Source organism: Modicisalibacter muralis (assembly GCF_900102945.1).
GTDB lineage: Bacteria > Pseudomonadota > Gammaproteobacteria > Pseudomonadales > Halomonadaceae > Modicisalibacter > Modicisalibacter muralis.
In genome coordinates this window covers 44876-63073 of the sequence record NZ_FNGI01000010.1, presented here as the reverse complement: position 1 = coordinate 63073, position 18198 = coordinate 44876, and the positions used below count along the sequence as shown (strand labels likewise).

General features: G+C 63.3%; 18 protein-coding genes. 5 read left to right on the top strand and 13 right to left on the bottom strand.

Going from position 1 to position 18198, the window contains the following annotated elements; all coding sequences use genetic code 11:
- Positions 1-70: 70 nt before the first annotated feature.
- The 7 genes from hflX to BLR92_RS15430 form a co-directional block, all read right to left on the bottom strand.
- Entirely contained in the window at positions 71-1399 is a 1329-nt protein-coding gene (gene hflX, locus BLR92_RS15460; RefSeq protein WP_089730179.1) for a ribosome rescue GTPase HflX, read from the bottom strand.
- Positions 1400-1413: 14 nt separating this feature from the next.
- Complete coding sequence (gene hfq, locus BLR92_RS15455; protein WP_089730178.1) at positions 1414-1662, bottom strand: RNA chaperone Hfq; 249 nt, start codon at positions 1660-1662, stop codon at positions 1414-1416.
- A gap of 124 nt (positions 1663-1786) precedes the next feature.
- On the bottom strand, positions 1787-2692 hold the full coding sequence (miaA, locus tag BLR92_RS15450) for a tRNA (adenosine(37)-N6)-dimethylallyltransferase MiaA (RefSeq protein ID WP_089730284.1): 906 nt from the start codon (positions 2690-2692) through the stop codon (positions 1787-1789).
- A gap of 83 nt (positions 2693-2775) precedes the next feature.
- Positions 2776-4803: a DNA mismatch repair endonuclease MutL gene (mutL, locus tag BLR92_RS15445; RefSeq protein ID WP_089730177.1), complete on the bottom strand. Its 2028-nt coding sequence runs from the start codon at positions 4801-4803 to the stop codon at positions 2776-2778.
- Positions 4804-4826: 23 nt separating this feature from the next.
- The gene (locus BLR92_RS15440; RefSeq protein WP_245704238.1) at positions 4827-6230 is read right to left on the bottom strand and encodes an N-acetylmuramoyl-L-alanine amidase; all 1404 of its coding nucleotides are present in this window, start codon (positions 6228-6230) and stop codon (positions 4827-4829) included.
- Positions 6231-6305: 75 nt separating this feature from the next.
- The gene (gene tsaE, locus BLR92_RS15435) at positions 6306-6809 is read right to left on the bottom strand and encodes a tRNA (adenosine(37)-N6)-threonylcarbamoyltransferase complex ATPase subunit type 1 TsaE (RefSeq protein WP_089730176.1); all 504 of its coding nucleotides are present in this window, start codon (positions 6807-6809) and stop codon (positions 6306-6308) included.
- A 7-nt stretch (positions 6810-6816) separates the two neighbouring features.
- A complete protein-coding gene (locus BLR92_RS15430; protein WP_089730175.1) occupies positions 6817-8301 on the bottom strand; it encodes an NAD(P)H-hydrate dehydratase in 1485 nt (494 codons plus the stop codon).
- Positions 8302-8433: 132 nt separating this feature from the next.
- Between BLR92_RS15430 and queG the strand changes: the two genes are divergently transcribed.
- Positions 8434-9546: a tRNA epoxyqueuosine(34) reductase QueG gene (gene queG / locus BLR92_RS15425; protein ID WP_089730174.1), complete on the top strand. Its 1113-nt coding sequence runs from the start codon at positions 8434-8436 to the stop codon at positions 9544-9546.
- Between the two features lie 144 nt (positions 9547-9690).
- Here queG and orn read toward each other — a convergent pair whose 3' ends face one another.
- Positions 9691-10284: an oligoribonuclease gene (gene orn, locus BLR92_RS15420; protein WP_089730173.1), complete on the bottom strand. Its 594-nt coding sequence runs from the start codon at positions 10282-10284 to the stop codon at positions 9691-9693.
- Positions 10285-10380: 96 nt separating this feature from the next.
- On the opposite strand from orn, the gene rsgA reads away from it, so the two are divergent.
- The 3 genes from rsgA (at position 10381) to asd (ending at position 13325) form a co-directional block, all read left to right on the top strand.
- Positions 10381-11394: a small ribosomal subunit biogenesis GTPase RsgA gene (rsgA, locus tag BLR92_RS15415; RefSeq protein ID WP_089730172.1), complete on the top strand. Its 1014-nt coding sequence runs from the start codon at positions 10381-10383 to the stop codon at positions 11392-11394.
- Positions 11395-11475: 81 nt separating this feature from the next.
- Positions 11476-12306, top strand: a complete 831-nt coding sequence (locus tag BLR92_RS15410) for a sulfurtransferase (RefSeq protein WP_089730171.1) — start codon at positions 11476-11478, stop codon at positions 12304-12306.
- Positions 12307-12428: 122 nt separating this feature from the next.
- Complete coding sequence (gene asd / locus BLR92_RS15405) at positions 12429-13325, top strand: archaetidylserine decarboxylase (RefSeq protein ID WP_089730170.1); 897 nt, start codon at positions 12429-12431, stop codon at positions 13323-13325.
- Between the two features lie 161 nt (positions 13326-13486).
- On the opposite strand, the gene epmA is transcribed toward asd, so the two are convergent.
- Complete coding sequence (gene epmA / locus BLR92_RS15400; protein ID WP_089730169.1) at positions 13487-14461, bottom strand: EF-P lysine aminoacylase EpmA; 975 nt, start codon at positions 14459-14461, stop codon at positions 13487-13489.
- Between the two features lie 65 nt (positions 14462-14526).
- A complete protein-coding gene (gene efp / locus BLR92_RS15395) occupies positions 14527-15093 on the bottom strand; it encodes an elongation factor P (protein ID WP_089730168.1) in 567 nt (188 codons plus the stop codon).
- 103 nt (positions 15094-15196) lie between these two features.
- Between efp and epmB the strand changes: the two genes are divergently transcribed.
- Positions 15197-16237, top strand: coding sequence for an EF-P beta-lysylation protein EpmB (gene epmB, locus BLR92_RS15390; protein ID WP_089730167.1), 1041 nt, complete (start codon positions 15197-15199; stop codon positions 16235-16237).
- A 183-nt stretch (positions 16238-16420) separates the two neighbouring features.
- On the opposite strand, the gene BLR92_RS15385 is transcribed toward epmB, so the two are convergent.
- The 3 genes from BLR92_RS15385 to BLR92_RS15375 form a co-directional block, all read right to left on the bottom strand.
- Positions 16421-16672: a TIGR02647 family protein gene (locus BLR92_RS15385; protein ID WP_089730166.1), complete on the bottom strand. Its 252-nt coding sequence runs from the start codon at positions 16670-16672 to the stop codon at positions 16421-16423.
- Between the two features lie 95 nt (positions 16673-16767).
- On the bottom strand, positions 16768-17136 hold the full coding sequence (locus BLR92_RS15380) for a protealysin inhibitor emfourin (protein WP_089730165.1): 369 nt from the start codon (positions 17134-17136) through the stop codon (positions 16768-16770).
- On the bottom strand, positions 17133-18194 hold the full coding sequence (locus BLR92_RS15375) for a M4 family metallopeptidase (RefSeq protein ID WP_089730164.1): 1062 nt from the start codon (positions 18192-18194) through the stop codon (positions 17133-17135). Before BLR92_RS15375 ends, BLR92_RS15380 begins: the two co-directional genes overlap by 4 nt.
- Positions 18195-18198 lie beyond the last annotated feature (4 nt).

Here is an 18198-nt window from a genome sequence, read left to right as displayed (position 1 = left end):
ACTAGGCATTGATTGCGATATGCGTTGATTGCGTATGCACGGGACGTCGATGCTATCAACACCGAGCACATCATTCTCGGGCCCCGTCAGCCCATACCGGCGACTCCCTGTCTTCCGGTAGCAAATAATCCTCTGTCTTCTCGCCCAAGCGAGCGAGAAGACGCATGAAGTCGCGACGCGGCAGGCGAACCTCGAGCAGCACGCGACCCTGCTCGTCGAAGCGCTCCGCGCGCACCGCATCCAGCTCATGCAGGCCAGCACGCAGCCGCCCCTGTTCCGGCAACAGGGTCAGATGCGCTTCGAATACGTCTTCGGCGAGGCGCTCCGAGAGCGCCTGGGCCAGCAGATCGAGCCCCAGCCCTTGACGCGCCGATAGCCAGACCACTTCCGGTAGGCCATCGCCGTCACGTTCGATGCGCGGCGCGCTATCGAACAGGTCGATCTTGTTCATGACCCGCAGACAGGGTACGTCATCGGCGCCGATTTCATCGAGTACCCCTTCGACTTCGCTGACATTGATCTCACGATCCGGATCGGCGGCATCGATCACATGCACCAGTAGAGAAGCTTCGGCGGCTTCCTGAAGCGTCGCCTGGAAGGCCTCGACCAGCTTGTGCGGCAGGTGCCGGATAAAGCCCACGGTATCGGCCAGCACGACTGGCCCGACGTCGGCGATTTCGAGGCGTCGCAGCGTCGGGTCCAGCGTGGCGAAAAGCTGATCGGCCACATAAACGTCGGCGGTCGTCACGGCATTGAACAGCGTCGACTTGCCGGCGTTGGTATAGCCCACCAGCGAAATACTGGGAATCTCGGCGCGTGAACGCGCACGCCGATTTTGCTCGCGCTGCCGGCGAACCTTGTCCAGGCGCTTATGGATCGACTTGATCCGCGCGCGCAACAACCGACGGTCGGTCTCGAGCTGGGTTTCACCCGGCCCGCGCAAGCCGATACCGCCCTTTTGGCGCTCGAGGTGGGTCCAACCGCGCACCAGGCGGGTCGACATATACTCCAGCTGGGCCAGCTCCACCTGCAACTTACCCTCGTGGGTGCGTGCCCGCTGGGCGAATATATCCAGAATCAGGCCGGTACGGTCAAGCACTCGGCATCGCAACGCGCGCTCGAGGTTGCGCTCCTGCGATGGGCTGAGCGCATGATTGAAAATCACCAGTTCGGCGTGGTGGACCGCGAGCAGCTCGCGCAACTCGTCCAGCTTGCCGCTACCGATGAAGGTACGAGAATCGGGCCGCCGCCGGCTTCCCTGCAACAGGGTAGCCGGTTCGGCCCCAGCGGAGCGCACCAGCTCCAGGAACTCACCCGGGTCTTCACGCTCCTGCTCGTCCTGAAAGTCGATGTGGACGAGCACTGCCGTTTCACCGGCGTCGGGACGTTCGAAAAACAATCAGAGCCTCGCGATTAGCCTTCCTGAACGGCCGCATTGGGGTCTTGAGCCGGCAGGCGCACGTTCCGTGACGGCACTACCGTGGAAATGGCATGTTTGTAAACCATCTGACTGACGGTGTTACGTAGCAGAATCACGAATTGGTCGAAGGATTCGATCTGGCCCTGCAGCTTGATTCCGTTGACCAGGAAAATGGACACCGGAATGCGCTCCTTGCGCAGGATGTTCAGATACGGATCCTGGAGGGACTGCCCTTTGGACATTTTGCTCTCCCTAACTGTCTCTTTAATGTTGATGTCTTTTTGCCCGCTTCGCTTGGGTGAGTCATTCGCACAAATTTGGCCAATGATGCCGGCCGGACCGCCATTGCGAAAGCGCTATCTTACGCTAAGTGCCGCATTGGCGCACGATTTTCAAGACCTTCTGCAATGGATTTCCATTCTCCGAATCGACCCAATGCAAAGCCGGCCAACTGCGTAGCCAAGTCAGTTGACGCTTGGCCAACTGACGCGTGGCGACAATGCCCTTATGGCGCAGGTCATCGATGTCACCGCCGCCATCCAGATACTCCCATACTTGACGATAGCCCACGCTCTTCATCGAGGGCAGTCCAAGATGCAAATCGCCGCGCGCTTTCAATCCCGCGACCTCCTCGACGAACCCCTGCTCCAGCATCTGCGTGAAACGTCGCGCGATGCGCTCGTGAAGCACGCTGCGCTCGGCTGGCGCGACACCAATGGACAGCGTGCGCCAGGGAAAGTTTTCCTGGCGCTGCTCGCGCCACAGCACGCTCATCGGGCGACCGCTGAGGCGCTGGACTTCCAGGGCGCGGATCAAGCGCTGTGGATCGTTGCGATGAATGCGCGCCGCGGACTCGGGATCGACCCGCGCCAGTTCGTCGTGCAGCGCCTCCAGCCCCGCCTTGGCGGCCCAGGCCTCCAGCTCGCCGCGCAGCGCGACATCGGCCGCCGGCAGGTTGGCCACCCCGGCCAACAGCCGCTGGTAGTACATCATGGTGCCACCCACCAATAGCGGAACACCGCCATTCGCGGTGATCTCGCACATCGCGGCACGCGCATCGTCGCGAAACTGCGCCGCCGAATAAGGCTCGGCGGGGTCGCGAATATCGATCAGGCGATGCGGCGCGCGCGCCAACTCCTCGGCCGAGGGTTTGGCGGTGCCGATATCCATGCCGCGATAGACCAACGCCGAGTCGACACTGATCAACTCGGCGCCGAGCTGCTCGTGCAAGGCAATCGCCAGATCGGTCTTGCCCGCCGCGGTGGGGCCCATCAGCAGGATGGCCAACGGCCGCGTATCGGCGTTCGCGTGGCTATCGGCGCTTGCTGGGCTTTCGCGATTCGTTCGATTGATGATCACTGACCTCGCAGGAACAGCTTGTCGAGTTCATGCATGCTCATCTCGGTCCAGGTCGGACGCCCATGGTTGCATTGGCCACTGCGCTCGGTGCGCTCCATGTCGCGCAGCAGGGCGTTCATTTCGGGAACGCTGAGTCGACGGTTGGCGCGTACGCTGCCGTGGCAGGCCATGGTCGACAACAGCTCGTTGATATGTGCCTCGAGCCGGTCCGAACGCCCGTAGCGATCGAGATCGGCGAGCATGTCGCGAATCAAGGGCTCGACGTCGGCATGCATGAGCAATGCCGGCAACTGGCGAACCAGCAGTGTCTCGGGGCCGGCCACGTCGAGCTCGACCCCCAGACGCGAGAAGGCCTCACGGCAACGCTCGGCGGTTTCCACCTCGCCGGCACTCGCCGCCAACGACACCGGCACCAGCAGCGGCTGGGCGTCCAGCTCTCCGTCCTGGCCAATACGCCCATGTATCTGGTTTTTCATGCCTTCGTAGGTGATCCGCTCATGGGCCGCATGCATGTCGACGATCACCAGACCGCGCGCGGTCTGCGAGAGAATATACACGCCATGCAACTGGGCGATCGCATAGCCCAACGGCGGTGGCTGAGCGGGGTCGTCCTCGGGTAATACCCGCGCGGAGGTGGGCGCGGTAAATGGCACCCGCGCGGGGGCGGACGCGGTGAATGGCGCTCTGGCGGGCATGGAGGAAGGCAGCGTGACTGGCGACGGCTCGCCCGCGTGGCGCTCATACAGTGCACTGGTGGCCGCCATGCCACCGGGAGCGGCCGGCTGCGGCGTCAGCAGGCTCTGCTCGTGCTCGGGATGCAGCGCATGGTAGCCGGCCATGAATTCGCGCACCCGCGTGGCCCCGGGGCGCGAGGCGCCATCGGGCGGTCGCAGCGCCATGGGCTGCTGCTGCCAGCGCGGCTGCTCGCCCCCTGCCACGCTCGAAGCCGGCTCATCGCTGCCCGGCGCCTCATCGTCAACCATGCCAGCGTTGGGCCGAGCCTCATTGGGCCTGACCTCGGCCAGCGCGCGGTGCAGGCTCGAGAACAGAAAATCATGCACCAGTCGGCCATCGCGAAAGCGCACTTCGTGCTTGGTCGGGTGAACGTTTACGTCGACCACCGCAGGGTCGAGCTCCAGATAAAGCACGAACACCGGTTGACGACCGTGGAACAGCACGTCGCGGTAGGCCTGACGAATGGCGTGAGCGACCAGGCGGTCACGCACCACGCGACCGTTGACGAAGAAATACTGCTGATCGGCCTGGGCGCGCGAATGCGTCGGCAGCCCCACCCAACCCCACAGCCGCAGCCCCGAGGCCTCAATATCCAGGTGCAGCGCATTGTCGAGAAACTTGCCGCCCAACAAGGCGCTGACACGACGTTCGCCGGCGGCGGCATCGGTCGCCGGACGCAACTGATGGAGGGTTTTCTGGTTATGACGCAGCGTCCAGCCGATGTCGTAGCGCGACAGCGCCAGGCGCCGGAAGGCTTCCTCGACATGCGCGAACTCGGTCTTCTCGGTACGCAGGAACTTGCGCCGCGCCGGTGTGTTGAAGAACAGATCGCGAACCGCCACCGAGGTGCCGCGAGGGTGCGGCGCCGGCGACACGCGCGGCTCCATCTGACGGCCCTCGGCCACGACGCGCCAACCAGCGGCAGGATTATCGGCGGTATTGGAAACCAGCTCGAGCCGCGACACCGAGCTGATCGATGCCAGCGCTTCGCCGCGAAAACCCAGACTAGCCACGCCCTCGAGGTCTTCCAACGACTCGATCTTGCTTGTGGCATGGCGGGACAACGCCAATGGCAGATCGTCTTCGGCGATGCCACCGCCGTCGTCACGCACCTTGATCAGCCGCGCGCCGCCGCCTTCCAGCTCGACCTCGATGCGCTGGCTACCGGCATCGATGGCATTCTCGATGAGCTCCTTGACCACCGAGGAAGGCCGCTCGACCACTTCGCCGGCGGCGATCTGGTTGGCCAGGCGCGGATTGAGAATCTGGATGCGTCGGGTCTGAGTCATCGCCTCACCTATAACAAGCCGGTCTAGCCTTGTGGAATGCGCAGCACCTGCCCCACGCGAATCACGTCGCCATTCAATTCGTTGGCCTGACGCAGCGTGCTGATCGGCACCTGATGGCGTGTCGCAATCTCCGAAAGCGTGTCGCCAGGCTGGATTCGGTATTCATCGGCCGTGTTTCCACGACCCTGATCGCGCTGCCAGGCCAACAGGCTATCCGGTGGCGGGTTACGCCGAAAATGAGCATTGAGTCCGGTAAAGATCGCCTCGGCCAGACGTTGTTGATAGCCGGGGTCCTGAAGCTGTCGCTCTTCCTCGGGGTTGGAGATAAAGCCGGTCTCGACCAGCAACGAGGGAATGTCCGGCGACTTGAGCACCACGAACGCAGCCTGCTCGACTCTCGGCTTGTGCAGATTGTTGATCTCGGCAAGCTGATCGAGCACCCGCCCACCGACTGTCAATGAATCGTTGAGCGTTGCCGTCATGGCCAGGTCAAGCAGCACCCCACGCAATACCTCGTCCTTGTCGGCCAAATCAAGACTGCCATCGACACCACCGATCAGATCGGCGCGATTCTCCTTGGTGGCCAGCCATTTGGCGGTCTCGGACGAAGCGCCGCTCAGGGACAGCGCGAAAACCGAACTACCGCTAGGACGCGAACTCTTGAAGGCGTCGGCGTGGATCGACACGAAGAAATCGGCTTTGTATTTACGCGCCAACATGGTGCGTTCGCGCAAGCCGACATAATAGTCGCCGTCGCGAATCATTACGGCACTGTAGCCGGGCGTGCCATCGATGATCGCCTCGAGACGCCGGGCGATTCCCAGCACCACATCCTTCTCGCGGGTGCCGTGCGGCCCGATGGCTCCCGGATCCTCGCCGCCGTGGCCGGCATCGATGGCGACAATGATATCGCGCTTGGGGTGCGGCTGGGCCTTGTCCTGGCCACCGACGGGCTGCGCCGGCGCCGCCTTTCCACGCGCCCGGGCGGCGGCGATTTCCTGTTCGCGTATCTTGGCGGCAATCGGATCGATGGGGTCCTTGATGGCACTCTCGCCGGGATATTCCAGATCCACCACCAGGCGATGCCCATACTGGGCATTGGGCTGCAGGGTAAAATGCCTGGGCACGATATCGCGGCTCAGATCCAGCACCACGCGCAGATCGTCGCCGTTGCGCACCCCGGTTCGAATCTCGCTGATCGCACTGCCTTCCAGGTCCAGGCTGGAAGGGTTCGCCTCGAGGCGGCTATCGGCGATATCGATCACCAGTCGTCGCGGGTTCTCGAGGGTAAAAACCTCGGCCTGGGCCGGCGCCGACAGATCGAAGACCAGGCGCGCATGATCGGGCGCCGCCCACAGCCGCATGTTATCGACCTCACTGGCCATGGCCAGGGTCGACAGCATCACCATCGCCAGCCCGGTAAGCATGGCGCTGACTCGACGCAGGCCCCGTCGATACGTCGTGCGCGGGCGGGGATGCCCGTTGAAGCATGTCATAAGGTGTTACAGGTCCTTGTCGGTGCAAAGCGCGGACAATCGCGCGAGAACGGTTTCGCCGTAGGCAGTGCCGGCGACCAGCCGTGCTTGCCGGCCAGCATCGACCACCGTCAACTCGACCACCAGATCGGCCGGTGGCAACCACCCTTCGCCACGGCTCGGCCACTCGATCAGGCTCAGGCCATCGTCCTCGAGAAGATCCCGCGCTCCGATGAATTCCAGTTCCTCCGGGTCTCCCAGACGATAAAGGTCGAAATGATACACACGCACGTCGCCAAGCTCATAAGGTTCCACCAGGGTATAGGTGGGACTTTTTACCGCACCCAGGTAGCCATAAGCGCGCAGCACGCCGCGCGACAAGGTGGTCTTGCCGGCACCCAGCTCGCCTTGCAGGTGAACGCGGCCGCGGCCGCCGAGCGCGTGGCCCAGCGCTTCGCCGAAGGCCACCTGGGCGGCTTCATTGGGCAGTTCGATGACAGCATTGGCTGCTAAATTCGTGTGTTTCGGCATCGACTCGTCAGGGGTTGGCCAGAGATCGCGCATAGCATGCCAGATCGCCCGCCAGCAAACCACGCTCGCCGGACTCCCGAGCGGCTGCATCGGCGGCTTGCGCATGCAGCACCGTGCCGACCCGCGCCGCCGTTTCCAACGCGAGGCCCTGGGCGACAAGCGCCCCCAGCAATCCCGACAGCACATCGCCCATGCCGCCACTGGCCATGCCCGGATTGCCATACGTGCAAACGCCGATGCCCTGCGGACCGGCGATCAGACTACCGGCACCCTTGAGCACCGTGACACCGCCACGGCGCTGCTGCAATTGGTGTATCGCGGCCAGGCGATCGGCCTGCACCTCGCCGCCGCCAATGCCCAGCAGGCACCCGGCCTCGCCGGGGTGCGGCGTGAGCAGCCAATCGTCGCGCCGCGCCTCGGGCCAGTGCCTAACCAGCAGATTCAAGCCATCGGCATCGATCACCAGCGGTTTGCCCGCCTCGAGCGCGACCTGCAACAGCCCCTGCCCCCAAGCGCCCTGGCCCAGACCAGGCCCGATGACGATGACATCGGCCGTCGACAGCAGCGGCGCGACGTCGGGCACGCCACGCACGCCCCGCGCCATGACTTCGGGGGTTCGCATCAGGCTGGCGCCGACATGCTCGGGAGCGGTCGCCAGGCTGACCTTGCCGGCGCCCAATCGCGCCGCGGCCTGGCTGGCCAACAGCGCAGCGCCACCCAAGCCCGGTGCTCCACCGATGACCAGCACATGACCGAAATCGCCCTTATGGCTGCCACGCCGCCGCGCTGGCAAGGCCTCGGCGACAATCGACGCCTCGAGACGCTCGGCCACCGGCGCCAGGTCGGCATGCTGCGCGGTATCGACACCCAACGGCTCGACGATCAGTTCGCCGACATGATCGGCGGCGGCGCCGGTATGCAAACCGAACTTGTCGGCGATGAAGGTCACCGTGACGCTAGCCTCGACCGCGACACCCAGCACCGCGCCGGTATCGGCCGACAAGCCGGAGGGGACATCCACCGCCAACACGGGCAGTTGCCGGGCGTTGATCGCCTCGACCGCGCTTCGATAGGGCTCGCGAACGTCACCGCCCAGGCCAGTACCCAACAGCGCATCGACGATCACTTCGCCGATCAAGGTCGTGCCATGGCGCCAAGGAGTAGCTTCGAGCCCTGCCTTGCGCGCCATCTCGAAGGCGCGGGCGGCATCGTTTTTTAGCTCGGCGGGATCGCGCAGCGCGACCAGTTGCACGTCGAGCCCATCGCCGACGGCCAGCGCCGCGATGACGTAGCCGTCTCCGGCGTTATTGCCCGAGCCACACAGCACGCATAGGCTTCTCGCCCGAGGCCAATGCCGGCGCAGCGCCGCATAGGCTGCGGCAGCCGCACGCCGCATCAGTTCAAAACCGTCTTCGATCTCGGCCAGCGTGCGTCGGTCGAGCTCGCGTACCTGGGCAGCCGTATAAAGAGAATGCGTAACCTGGCTCGCCATGCCGGCCTCCCGATATAATGTTACGTGTGCTGTGTTAGTTTAGTGTCGTCATTCGCACCGGCGTGCCACTCTGGCGGCGCCTTCCATCGTTTTTTCACGCTCATGAACACAAGCGCTCATCACGACAAGTCAATGCCGACCACGGTAGCCGATATCCAGGATTATTCCCCCCGGGAACTGACAGAGCTGGCCGAGCGCATCAAGCAATGGGGGCGCGAGTTGGGCTTTGCCCAGGTCGGCATCACCGACACCGATCTCGAGGCGCATGAGCGTTACCTCGAGCGCTGGCTGGCGGCCGGCCGGCATGGCGAAATGGGCTTCATGGCCAAGCATGGCAGCAAGCGCACCCGCCCCCATGAACTCATACCCGGCACATTGCGAGTCATCAGCGTGCGCATGGATTACCTGCCGCCCGAGGTCGAAACCACTAAGCTGCTGGCCAAGCCCGACAAGGCCTATGTATCACGCTATGCACTGGGTCGCGACTATCACAAGCTGATCCGCAAGCGCCTGGCGGCGCTGGTCAAGCATATCGAGGACGAGGTAGGCGCCTTCGGCTATCGCGCCTTCGTCGATTCGGCGCCGGTGATGGAGCGCGCCCTGGCGCAGAAGGCCGGGCTCGGCTGGTTCGGCAAGAATTCGATGCTGCTCAACCCGCAGGCCGGCTCGCTGTTTTTCCTCGGCGAGCTCTACACCGACCTGCCGCTACCGGTGGACGCCCCCTTCGAGAACGAACATTGCGGCAATTGCTCGCAGTGTCGAACGGCCTGCCCCACCGGAGCGATCGTCGACGACAAGGTAGTGGACTCGCGGCGCTGCATTTCCTATCTGACCATCGAGTTGCATGGCAGCATCCCCGAGCAATATCGCGAGGCGATGGGCAATCGCGTCTACGGTTGCGACGATTGCCAACTGGTCTGCCCGTTCACGCGCTTCACCCGTGCCAGCCATGAGCGGGATTTCGCCCCGCGCCACGATCTCGACCGCGCCTCGCTGGTTCGCCTGTTCGCCTGGAGCGAGGAGGAGTTTCTGGCCAAGACCGAAGGCAGCGCGATCCGTCGCATCGGCTATATCCGCTGGCTACGTAATCTCGCCGTAGGTCTCGGCAATGCGCCATGGAGCGAGACACTGGAAGCCGCGCTACGCGCACGACTTTCCTACCCCTCCGAGCTGGTCCGCGAGCATGTGCGCTGGGCGCTCGCACGGCAATATGAAAAGCGCCAGCGGCTGATAGCTAGAAGCTAGAAGCTAGAAGCTAGAAGCTAGAAGCTAGAAGCTAGAAGCTAGAAGCTAGAAGCCAAGAATGGTCTTGGCTCTTGGTTTTTTCTTCAAGGCGCGTAGCGCCGATCTTCCAACTTCCAGCCGCGCAGCGGCGCTCTTCCAGCTTATTTACTGCTCCTCCTCATCGGGCGCTGCCGGTGTCAGGCGCAGGAATGTCTGACGATAGTGAATCAGCTCGGCCAGCGACTCGCGGATATCGTCCAGCGCCTGATGGGTGTTGCGTTTGCTGAAGCCATCGAGAGCCGCCGGATTCCAGCGCTTGGCCAGCTCCTTGAGCGTCGAAACATCCAGATTGCGGTAATGAAAAAACGCCAGCAACTCGGGCATCTCGCGCTCCAGAAAGCGCCGATCCTGATGCACGCTATTGCCGCACACCGGCGACGAGCCCGGCGTTACGTAGCGTTTGAGGAAGTCCAGTGTCTGACGCTCGGCTTCGCCGGTATCGATTCGGCTCTCCTTGACCCGATCGACCAGCCCCGACTCGCCATGCGTTTTGGTATTCCAGTCATCCATGCCATCGAGCAGGCTCGCCGGTTGATGCACGGCAATCACCGGACCCTCGGCGACCAGTTTGAGGTCGTTGTCGGTCACCAGCGTGGCCACTTCGATAATGCGCTCCTTGTTCGGATCGAGACCGGTCATTTCCAGGTCGATCCATACCAGCAGGTCATTGCGGGGCGTGACGGCTTGGTTGTCAGACATGCGGGGCTCCAATAAATAAGTTTCAGCCAAACCAACAACGGACAGGAAAGCCCACGCTGGTTACAATGCCGCCATTGTACGCCGTGGCGAGGTCGCATGAACAAACGCAAGCTATCGCGCCAGCAGCGTTGGCGAATCGAAAAGATCCAGGCCGAGCGCGCCGCGCGTGCCGACAAGCAGGACGCCCGTGAGGCCGCGTCGCTGGAAGCCGGCGAGTATGGCCCCGAGACACCGGGGCGGGTGATCGCCCACTTCGGCCGCACCCTGGACGTTCAGGCACCCGATGAAGCCGCACTGCACCGCTGCCATCTGCGCGCCAATCTCGATGGGCTGGTGACGGGTGACCGGGTGTTCTGGCGCCAGGCGCGCGACGGCAGCGGCGTGGTGGTCGCCCGCGACACGCGCGATAACGTTCTCGAACGTCCCGATCCGAGCGGGCGACTCAAGCCGGTAGCGGCCAATATCGGTCAAATCCTGATCGTCTTCGCCGTCGAGCCGGCGCCGCATGCCAACTTGATCGACCGTTATCTGGTCGCCGCCGAGGCCACCGGCATCACCCCGGTGCTGGTGCTCAACAAGATCGACCTGCTACCCGAGAGCGGCGGCGAGCTGGGCAAGCTGCTCGCCCGCTACGCGGCGCTCGGCTATGCGGTCGTCGAGGCGACCACCCAGGGCGAACATGGCCTCGACGCCCTGCACGACCGACTCACCGGGCGCACCTCGGCATTCGTCGGCCAGAGCGGGGTCGGCAAGTCCTCGCTCATCGACCGCCTGCTGCCGGATGAGGCGCTGCGCATCGGCGCGCTATCGGCCGACTCGCGCAAGGGCACCCACACCACCACCACTGCACGACTCTATCGACTCCCGGCTGGCGGCGAGCTGATCGACTCGCCAGGCATTCGCGAGTTTGGCTTGACGCATCTCGACGAGCAGCAGGTCACCGAGGGCTTCATCGAGTTTCGCGAACTGCTCGGCCGTTGCCGCTTCCGCGATTGCCGGCATCGCAACGAGCCCGGTTGCGCGCTACTCAGCGCCGTCGAACGCGGCGATATCCTCGGCGAGCGTTTCGCCAGTTATCGGCGGATTCTCGACAGCCTCGCGGACGACTGACTAGGTGCAGGTCGCGGGAAGCCTTGCGGCTGTGCCATTATCCAAGCATCCCCGAGACAGTCACTAGCAAGGAGTGACCCCATGAGCTCTGAAGCCAATCTGCTGCCGCTGATCGTCGAGCCGGAGCAGCTCGCCGAGCATCTCGATGCAGCGCAACTGCTGATCGTCGACGTGCCACTCAAGGCGGACAGCTACGCCGAAGGCCACGTTCCCGGGGCGGTGTTTCTCGATCATCGTCGGCTGTTGCGCGGCGCTGGCGACGTGCCCAACGACGTTCCCGACGAGGACGCGTTGTCCGTGCTGTTTTCATCGCTCGGACTGACCCGCGACACCCATGTCGTGGCCTATGACGACGAGGGTGGCGGCTGGGCAGGACGCTTGTTGTGGACCCTGGAACTGATCGGCCATACCCGCTACTCCTATCTCAACGGTGGCATTCATGCCTGGCGCGATGCCGGCCTTGCGCAGTCCACCGAGAATCACCCGCCGCAACCCAGCGACTATCAGGCCGAGATTCTCAACCCGCGGGCCATCATCGAGCGCGAGGAACTCATTGAGCGACTGGGCGAGCGGCACCTGGCGGTGTGGGATGCCCGTTCACCCCAGGAGTATCGCGGCGAAAAAGGCCAGAACAAGCATCTGGGGCACATCCCCGGTGCGGTCAACATGCAGTGGACCGACGCCATGGACCCTCAGCGTGGATTGCGCATTCGCGACTATGCCGAACTGATCACCGAGCTCGAAGCGCTGGGCCTGACGCCCGACATGGAAGTGATCACTCACTGCCAGAGCCATCACCGTAGTGGCTTCACCTGGCTGGTCGGCAAGGCGCTGGGCTTCGAGCGCATGCGCGGTTACGCCGGGTCGTGGCAGGAGTGGGGCAATCGCGACGACACGCCCATAGAGAAGTAAGAAGTAACTGCGAGCTACGAGCCATAAGCTGCGAAAACCAACCTCCGAAGCTCGAAGCTCGAAGCTCGAAGCTCGAAGCTCGAAGCTCGAAGCTCGAAGCTCGAAGCCAGAGTCTTGCCCCCATGGCCCGCTACGACTATCGTGGCGGGCTGTCTCATTATGGATACCTTGCCGTGGACCGCGATCAGCTATTTGCCTTGAGCCAGTACCCGCTGCCCCACCATTTACTGTCGCGCCTGGTGGGGCGGTTCGCCGAGAGCCGTACCCCATGGCTGAAGAATCTGCTGATCGAGCAGTTCATTCGCATCTATGGCGTCGACATGAGTCAGGCGCGCGAACCCGACCCGCGCGCCTACGGCTGCTTCAACGCGTTCTTCACTCGGGCGATGCGTGACGATGCGCGACCGATTGGTGAAGGCATGGTATCGCCCGCCGACGGGTTCCTGTCGCAATTCGGTCGTACCGAACACGGCACGCTGATTCAGGCCAAGGGGCAAGGCTATTCATTGACCTCGCTGCTGGGTGGCGATGCCCACCGTGCCGCGCCTTTTCGCCAGGGTAGCTTCGCCACGGTTTATCTTTCCCCAAAGGACTATCATCGCGTGCACATGCCGCTGGCCGGCACGCTGCGCGAAATGGTCTACGTTCCTGGGCGGCTGTTTTCGGTCAACCTCGCTACCGCTGGCCATGTGCCGGGGCTGTTTGCCCGTAACGAGCGGCTGGTGTGCATCTTCGATACCGAATTCGGCCCGATGGCCATGGTGCTGGTCGGCGCGATGATCGTCGCCGCCATCGAAACGGTATGGGCCGGGCAAGTCACGCCGCTCTCCGGGCAGGTTCAGACCACCCGCTTCAGCGAGCCTATCGAGTTGGCCAAGGGGGCGGAAATGGGCCGCTTCAAGTTGGGCTCGACAGTCATTCTGTGCTTCGCCAACGAGGTCGATTTCTGCAACGAGCTGGGCGTCGACGACAGCCTGGTGAGCATGGGTCAATCATTGGGCAGGATCGACGCCGCCTAACCCGGCGGCAATCAGTCATTAGAGGGTGTTTACAAAAGTAGCGAGCGACGGCCAGGCAAGGCGAAATCAGCCAAAAAAGCGGAGTTTACATGCGGTAAATGAGCATTGTGAGGCTGATTTCAACGCGGTATGGCCTAGCGCAGTAGTTTGTAAATATCCTCTTAGCACGCCGGCGTGGCGAATGCCATGACCTCGGCCACGCTGTGCTTGCCCAGCGCCAGTTGGATCAATCGGTCGAGCCCCAGCGCCACGCCACTACCGGCGGGCATGCCGGCCCGTAGCGCGGCAACCAATCGGGTGTCGACGTCGACGGGCGACTTCCCCAGGCGCTCGCGCTGGCGATTGTCATCGGCAAAGCGAGCGGCTTGTTCGCTCGCGTCGGTGAGTTCGTCGTAGCCGTTGGCCAGTTCCAGCCCCTTCACGTATACCTCGAAGCGTGCGGCGACTTCGACGCCATCCTCGGGATCGCGTTGGCGCCGCGCCAGCGCCGCCTGACTGGCTGGGTAGTCGATCACCACATCGATGCCGTGATGACCCAGCGTCGGCTCGATGACCAGGCCCATCAGCAGATCCAGGCAGCCATCACGGTCGCTGTCGGCCATGTTCAGCCCGCCCCGCTCGCCCGCCAGGCGGCGCAACGACTCGAGCGGCGTGGTGAAAGGATCGACCTGCAACTGCTCGCGAAACAACCCGCGGTAGCGACGCAGCCGACGTGGTCCCGCATCAGGCAGTAGCGTGCGAATCAGCGCCTCGGTCTCGTCGATCAACTCGCTCAGCGAGAAACCAGGGCGATACCATTCGAGCATGCTGAATTCGAGATTGTGACGGCGTCCGACTTCGCCATCGCGAAAGCTGCGCGCCAGTTGGAAGATCGGCCCGCTACCCGCCGCCAACAGGCGCTTCATATGGAATTCCGGCGAGGTCTGCAGCCACAGCCGCTCGCGCCCCGCCGGCGTCGTCGCGGTCAGCGACAGCGAATCGAGATGCACATCGGTGCTGCCGCCGTGACCAAGCACGGGAGTCTCTACCTCAAGCACATCACGCTCTGCGAAGAAACGGCGCACCTCGTTCAGCAGCCGCGCCCGCTCGCGCAATGTCTCGATACTCGCCGAAGGCTGCCAGTCGGTTGCATCCATCAAACGACTCCATGAAAAACGCCGAGCGCAGGGCTCGGCGTTAGCGATACACTAAAGGCCCACACTTACGCGCGACTGACGTATTCGCCGCTGCGCGTATCGATCTTGAGCACTTCACCCTGATTGATGAACAACGGCACGCGCACCATGGCACCGGATGATAGTGTCGCCGGCTTGGAGCCGCCCTGGGCGGTATCGCCCTTCAGGCCCGGGTCGGTCTCGATGACTTCCAGCTCGATGAAGTTGGGCGGGCTGACGCTAATAGCATTGTCGTTCCACAGTGTCACGGTGTAAGGCACCTGCTCCTTGAGCCACTTCTGGGTGTCGCCGAGCGCCTTCTTTTCCACCGCGTATTGTTCGAAGGAACCGTCGGTCTTCATGAAGTGCCACATGTCGCCGTCGCTATAGAGATATTCCATCTCCAGATCGAGCACATCGGCGCCTTCCAGTGATTCGCCGGACTTGAAGGTACGCTCCCAGACACGCCCGGTAATCAAATTGCGCAACTTGACGCGGCTGAACGCCTGGCCCTTACCCGGCTTGACAAGTTCATTCTCGACGATGCTGCAGGGATCGCCATCCAGCATCACCTTAAGACCGCCCTTGAATTCGTTGGTAGAATAGCTCGCCATGATTCCTCGCAAATAATATGGACGCGGCAGCCACGATTGAGCCCGCGTGCATTATGTAACCGGCGAGGCGCCGCATGGCCCTCGCACTTTAATGGTGTGTCGCATGATAACCCGAAGCCCGAATCTTTTGCAGAGCATCGCGAGCACGCGAGACTGGCAGGCTCAACTGAGTGACGCCATACGCGACCCGCGCGCCCTGCTCGCACGCCTCGGCCTGGACGAATCCTGGCTACCCGGCGCCGAGGCCGGCCATGCGCTGTTCGAGACTCGCGTGCCCGAGGCCTATCTCGCGCGCATGCGCCACGGCGACCCGCACGATCCGCTGCTGCGTCAGGTGCTGCCCTTGGCCTCGGAAACCGATGCCGTCAGCGGCTTTATCGACGACCCGCTGGAAGAAGCCGCGCACACCCCGCGTCGGGGGTTGATTCACAAGTATCACGGTCGGGCGTTGTTGATCGGCAGCCCGGCCTGCGCGATCAACTGCCGCTACTGTTTCCGGCGCCACTTTCCCTACGCCGAAAACTCGCCTTCGCGCGCGCAGTGGCAGGAGACACTGGATTACCTGCGCGCTGACACGAGCATTCATGAGGCGATTCTTTCCGGCGGCGATCCGCTGGCTTGCGGCGACAAGCGCCTGGCCTGGCTGGTGGAGCAGCTCGATGGCATACCCAATTTAGTACGCCTGCGCATCCACACCCGCCTGCCGGTGGTGATTCCCGATCGCGTCGACGGCGCCCTGCTCGGCTGGCTGAGTGCCACGCGCCTGCAAACCGTGATGGTGCTGCATATCAACCATGCCAACGAGATCGATGCCTCAGTCGTCGATGCCTGCGCCCGGTTGCGCGCGGCAGGCGCCACACTGCTCAATCAGAGCGTACTGCTGCGCGGGGTCAACGACAGCATCGATACCTTGGCCGAACTCTCCGAGCGGCTGTTCGCCGCCGGGGTACTGCCCTACTACCTGCACGTGCTCGACCCGGTGGCCGGGGCCGCGCATTTCGATGTGCCCGACGACGAGGCGATTCGATTGGTCGACGCCTTGCGCCAGCGCCTGGCCGGTTTTCTGCTGCCACGCCTGGTGCGTGAAGTACCCGGAGAGCGCAGCAAGACCCCATTGATATCGATGCAGGGCCCACACTCGTAGGAATCGCTGAATAAATCGCCGAGCGAAATGATGCGGGCGTCGCTACGTCGCAAGGCGCACGGAGCACAGAAGACGAGACATAACATGGGGTTAGGTGAGTCTCGACCGGGCTGGCGCACCAGTACCGCGCAACGCAGCGATTCGTTCGCGCAGGCATTTATACGGTGATTATACGGTGATTCCTCAGGTAGTTACGGGCGCCGTCGTTAGAATGGTCAACAGCCCCTGCGCCTGCACCGCCGCATCGTGGCCAAGCCCAGTGAGATAGCCACCATCGGGCTGGGTCAACAGGCCACGCTCATGCAGGCGCTGGGTTGCGGCGACCTTGGCCGGATCGGCGGTAGAGGAATGCACCTTGATGCCCTCCTGGGTCGTCGCCAGGTTGAACAGGCACAGTACCTTGAGTTCTTCGAGCATTTCCGGCGTATAAGTCATGGCAGTCTCGTAGCAGTGATTAATGAGCGGGCATCAAAGGGCCAGTATGTCCAAATCGGGGGATTTATGCACTGCAGGGGGACGGGTATCGATCATTAATCTATATGCTCGCCCGTATCATCGTCTTCTTCCACCTGCCCACCTTGCCAGAGGCTTACCAAAGCGGACGGCGCCTGTTCCTCGGCGAGAATCAGCGTCCATACCGTGCTGACCCGCGTCGCATCATGCTCCTCGTCGATATCCAGGCGGAATACGCGGCGATCCGCGCCACTCAACGCCTCGCTCGTATCGTGAGCGGCCGCCTCGGCGAGCATCCGTGCCAGCCAACGACGCTGGCCTTCACTATACTCGGCGCAACGGATGCGTCGCGGCTTCGCCAATCCCGGAAAATGCGCCAGCCCACCTTCGCGGCGAATCGCCAGCACGCTATCGGGCCCTAATGGCGGTGGCGACTCAGCGGTCATGACAGCACCCCCACGCCATGCCACGCCTCGCGCACCGCTTCGACCTCTCGGCTCCGACTACCGAAACGCTGATCGGCGTTATCCACCGTGAGCGTCGCGAAGCCAACGAAGTCGATATCGCGCGTCAGTCGACGATCCTGCAAGGTGTCGTACCAGATGCGCCCCGGCGCCTTCCAGGCATAGCCACCCAGCGTGGTGGCGGTGAGATGAAAGGCACGATTGGGAATCCCCGAATTGATATGCACGCCGCCGTTATCGGACTCGGTCTCGACGTAGTCGGTCATGTGCCCCGGCTGCGGGTCCTGCCCCAGCACCGGGTCGTCGTAGGCCGTGCCGGGCGCGGCCATCGAACGCAGCGCGCGACCCTGAACGCGCTCGGTGAGCAGTTCGGCGCCAATCAGCCAGTCGGCTTCGGCGGCGCTATGGCCAAGGTGGTATTGCTTGGTCAGGCTGCCGAAGACATCCGACAGCGATTCGTTGAGGGCGCCGGATTGGCCTGCGTAGATCAACCCCGCATCGCGCTCGGTGACGCCATGAGCGAGTTCGTGGGCAACCACGTCGAGGGCTGCGGTAAAACGATTGAATAGCTCGCCGTCGCCATCGCCGAAGACCATCTGAGTGCCATTCCAGAAGGCATTTTCGTAATCCTGACCGTAGTGCACGGTGCCCAGCAATGGCATGCCTTGGCGGTCGATGGAGTGACGCTCGAAGACTTCCCAATAGAAGCGATACGTGGCGCCCAGCCAGCGATAGGCTTCATCGACGGCGGGATCGTTCGTGGCACCCTGTCCCTCTTCGCGCATCAGCGTGCCGGGCAGTACTTGACGTTGTTCGGCGGAATATACGTAACGCGCCGGTTCACCGGGGGTGGGGCTCCCCGCAGGCAACGCCTCATCAGCGACCGGCGCGGGAGCGCGCCCGGCGCGAAAGCCATGATCGGCATTGAGTGTCTGGCGTGCGCAAGCCTGCAGGCGCGCCCCGCCTCGTTCGATGATTCGTTCGAGAACAAAGGGCGGCATGAACCCTTGTCGGGGCGTGCGCAATCGTGAAATCGTCATCTGG

What these genes read in the sequence shown, in the direction of transcription:
- orn (WP_089730173.1), bottom strand. Translation starts at nt 10,284, where the DNA reads ATGTCTGACAACCAAGCCGTCACGCCCCGCAATGACCTGCTGGTATGG.
- BLR92_RS15375 (WP_089730164.1), bottom strand. Translation starts at nt 18,194, where the DNA reads ATGACGATTTCACGATTGCGCACGCCCCGACAAGGGTTCATGCCGCCC.
- tsaE (WP_089730176.1), bottom strand. Translation starts at nt 6,809, where the DNA reads ATGCCGAAACACACGAATTTAGCAGCCAATGCTGTCATCGAACTGCCC.
- rsgA (WP_089730172.1), top strand. Translation starts at nt 10,381, where the DNA reads ATGAACAAACGCAAGCTATCGCGCCAGCAGCGTTGGCGAATCGAAAAG.
- BLR92_RS15440 (WP_245704238.1), bottom strand. Translation starts at nt 6,230, where the DNA reads ATGCTTACCGGGCTGGCGATGGTGATGCTGTCGACCCTGGCCATGGCC.
- epmB (WP_089730167.1), top strand. Translation starts at nt 15,197, where the DNA reads ATGATAACCCGAAGCCCGAATCTTTTGCAGAGCATCGCGAGCACGCGA.
- miaA (WP_089730284.1), bottom strand. Translation starts at nt 2,692, where the DNA reads ATGGGCCCCACCGCGGCGGGCAAGACCGATCTGGCGATTGCCTTGCAC.
- hfq (WP_089730178.1), bottom strand. Translation starts at nt 1,662, where the DNA reads ATGTCCAAAGGGCAGTCCCTCCAGGATCCGTATCTGAACATCCTGCGC.
- mutL (WP_089730177.1), bottom strand. Translation starts at nt 4,803, where the DNA reads ATGACTCAGACCCGACGCATCCAGATTCTCAATCCGCGCCTGGCCAAC.
- BLR92_RS15430 (WP_089730175.1), bottom strand. Translation starts at nt 8,301, where the DNA reads ATGGCGAGCCAGGTTACGCATTCTCTTTATACGGCTGCCCAGGTACGC.
- asd (WP_089730170.1), top strand. Translation starts at nt 12,429, where the DNA reads ATGGCCCGCTACGACTATCGTGGCGGGCTGTCTCATTATGGATACCTT.
- queG (WP_089730174.1), top strand. Translation starts at nt 8,434, where the DNA reads ATGCCGACCACGGTAGCCGATATCCAGGATTATTCCCCCCGGGAACTG.
- BLR92_RS15385 (WP_089730166.1), bottom strand. Translation starts at nt 16,672, where the DNA reads ATGACTTATACGCCGGAAATGCTCGAAGAACTCAAGGTACTGTGCCTG.
- efp (WP_089730168.1), bottom strand. Translation starts at nt 15,093, where the DNA reads ATGGCGAGCTATTCTACCAACGAATTCAAGGGCGGTCTTAAGGTGATG.
- epmA (WP_089730169.1), bottom strand. Translation starts at nt 14,461, where the DNA reads ATGGATGCAACCGACTGGCAGCCTTCGGCGAGTATCGAGACATTGCGC.
- BLR92_RS15410 (WP_089730171.1), top strand. Translation starts at nt 11,476, where the DNA reads ATGAGCTCTGAAGCCAATCTGCTGCCGCTGATCGTCGAGCCGGAGCAG.
- BLR92_RS15380 (WP_089730165.1), bottom strand. Translation starts at nt 17,136, where the DNA reads ATGACCGCTGAGTCGCCACCGCCATTAGGGCCCGATAGCGTGCTGGCG.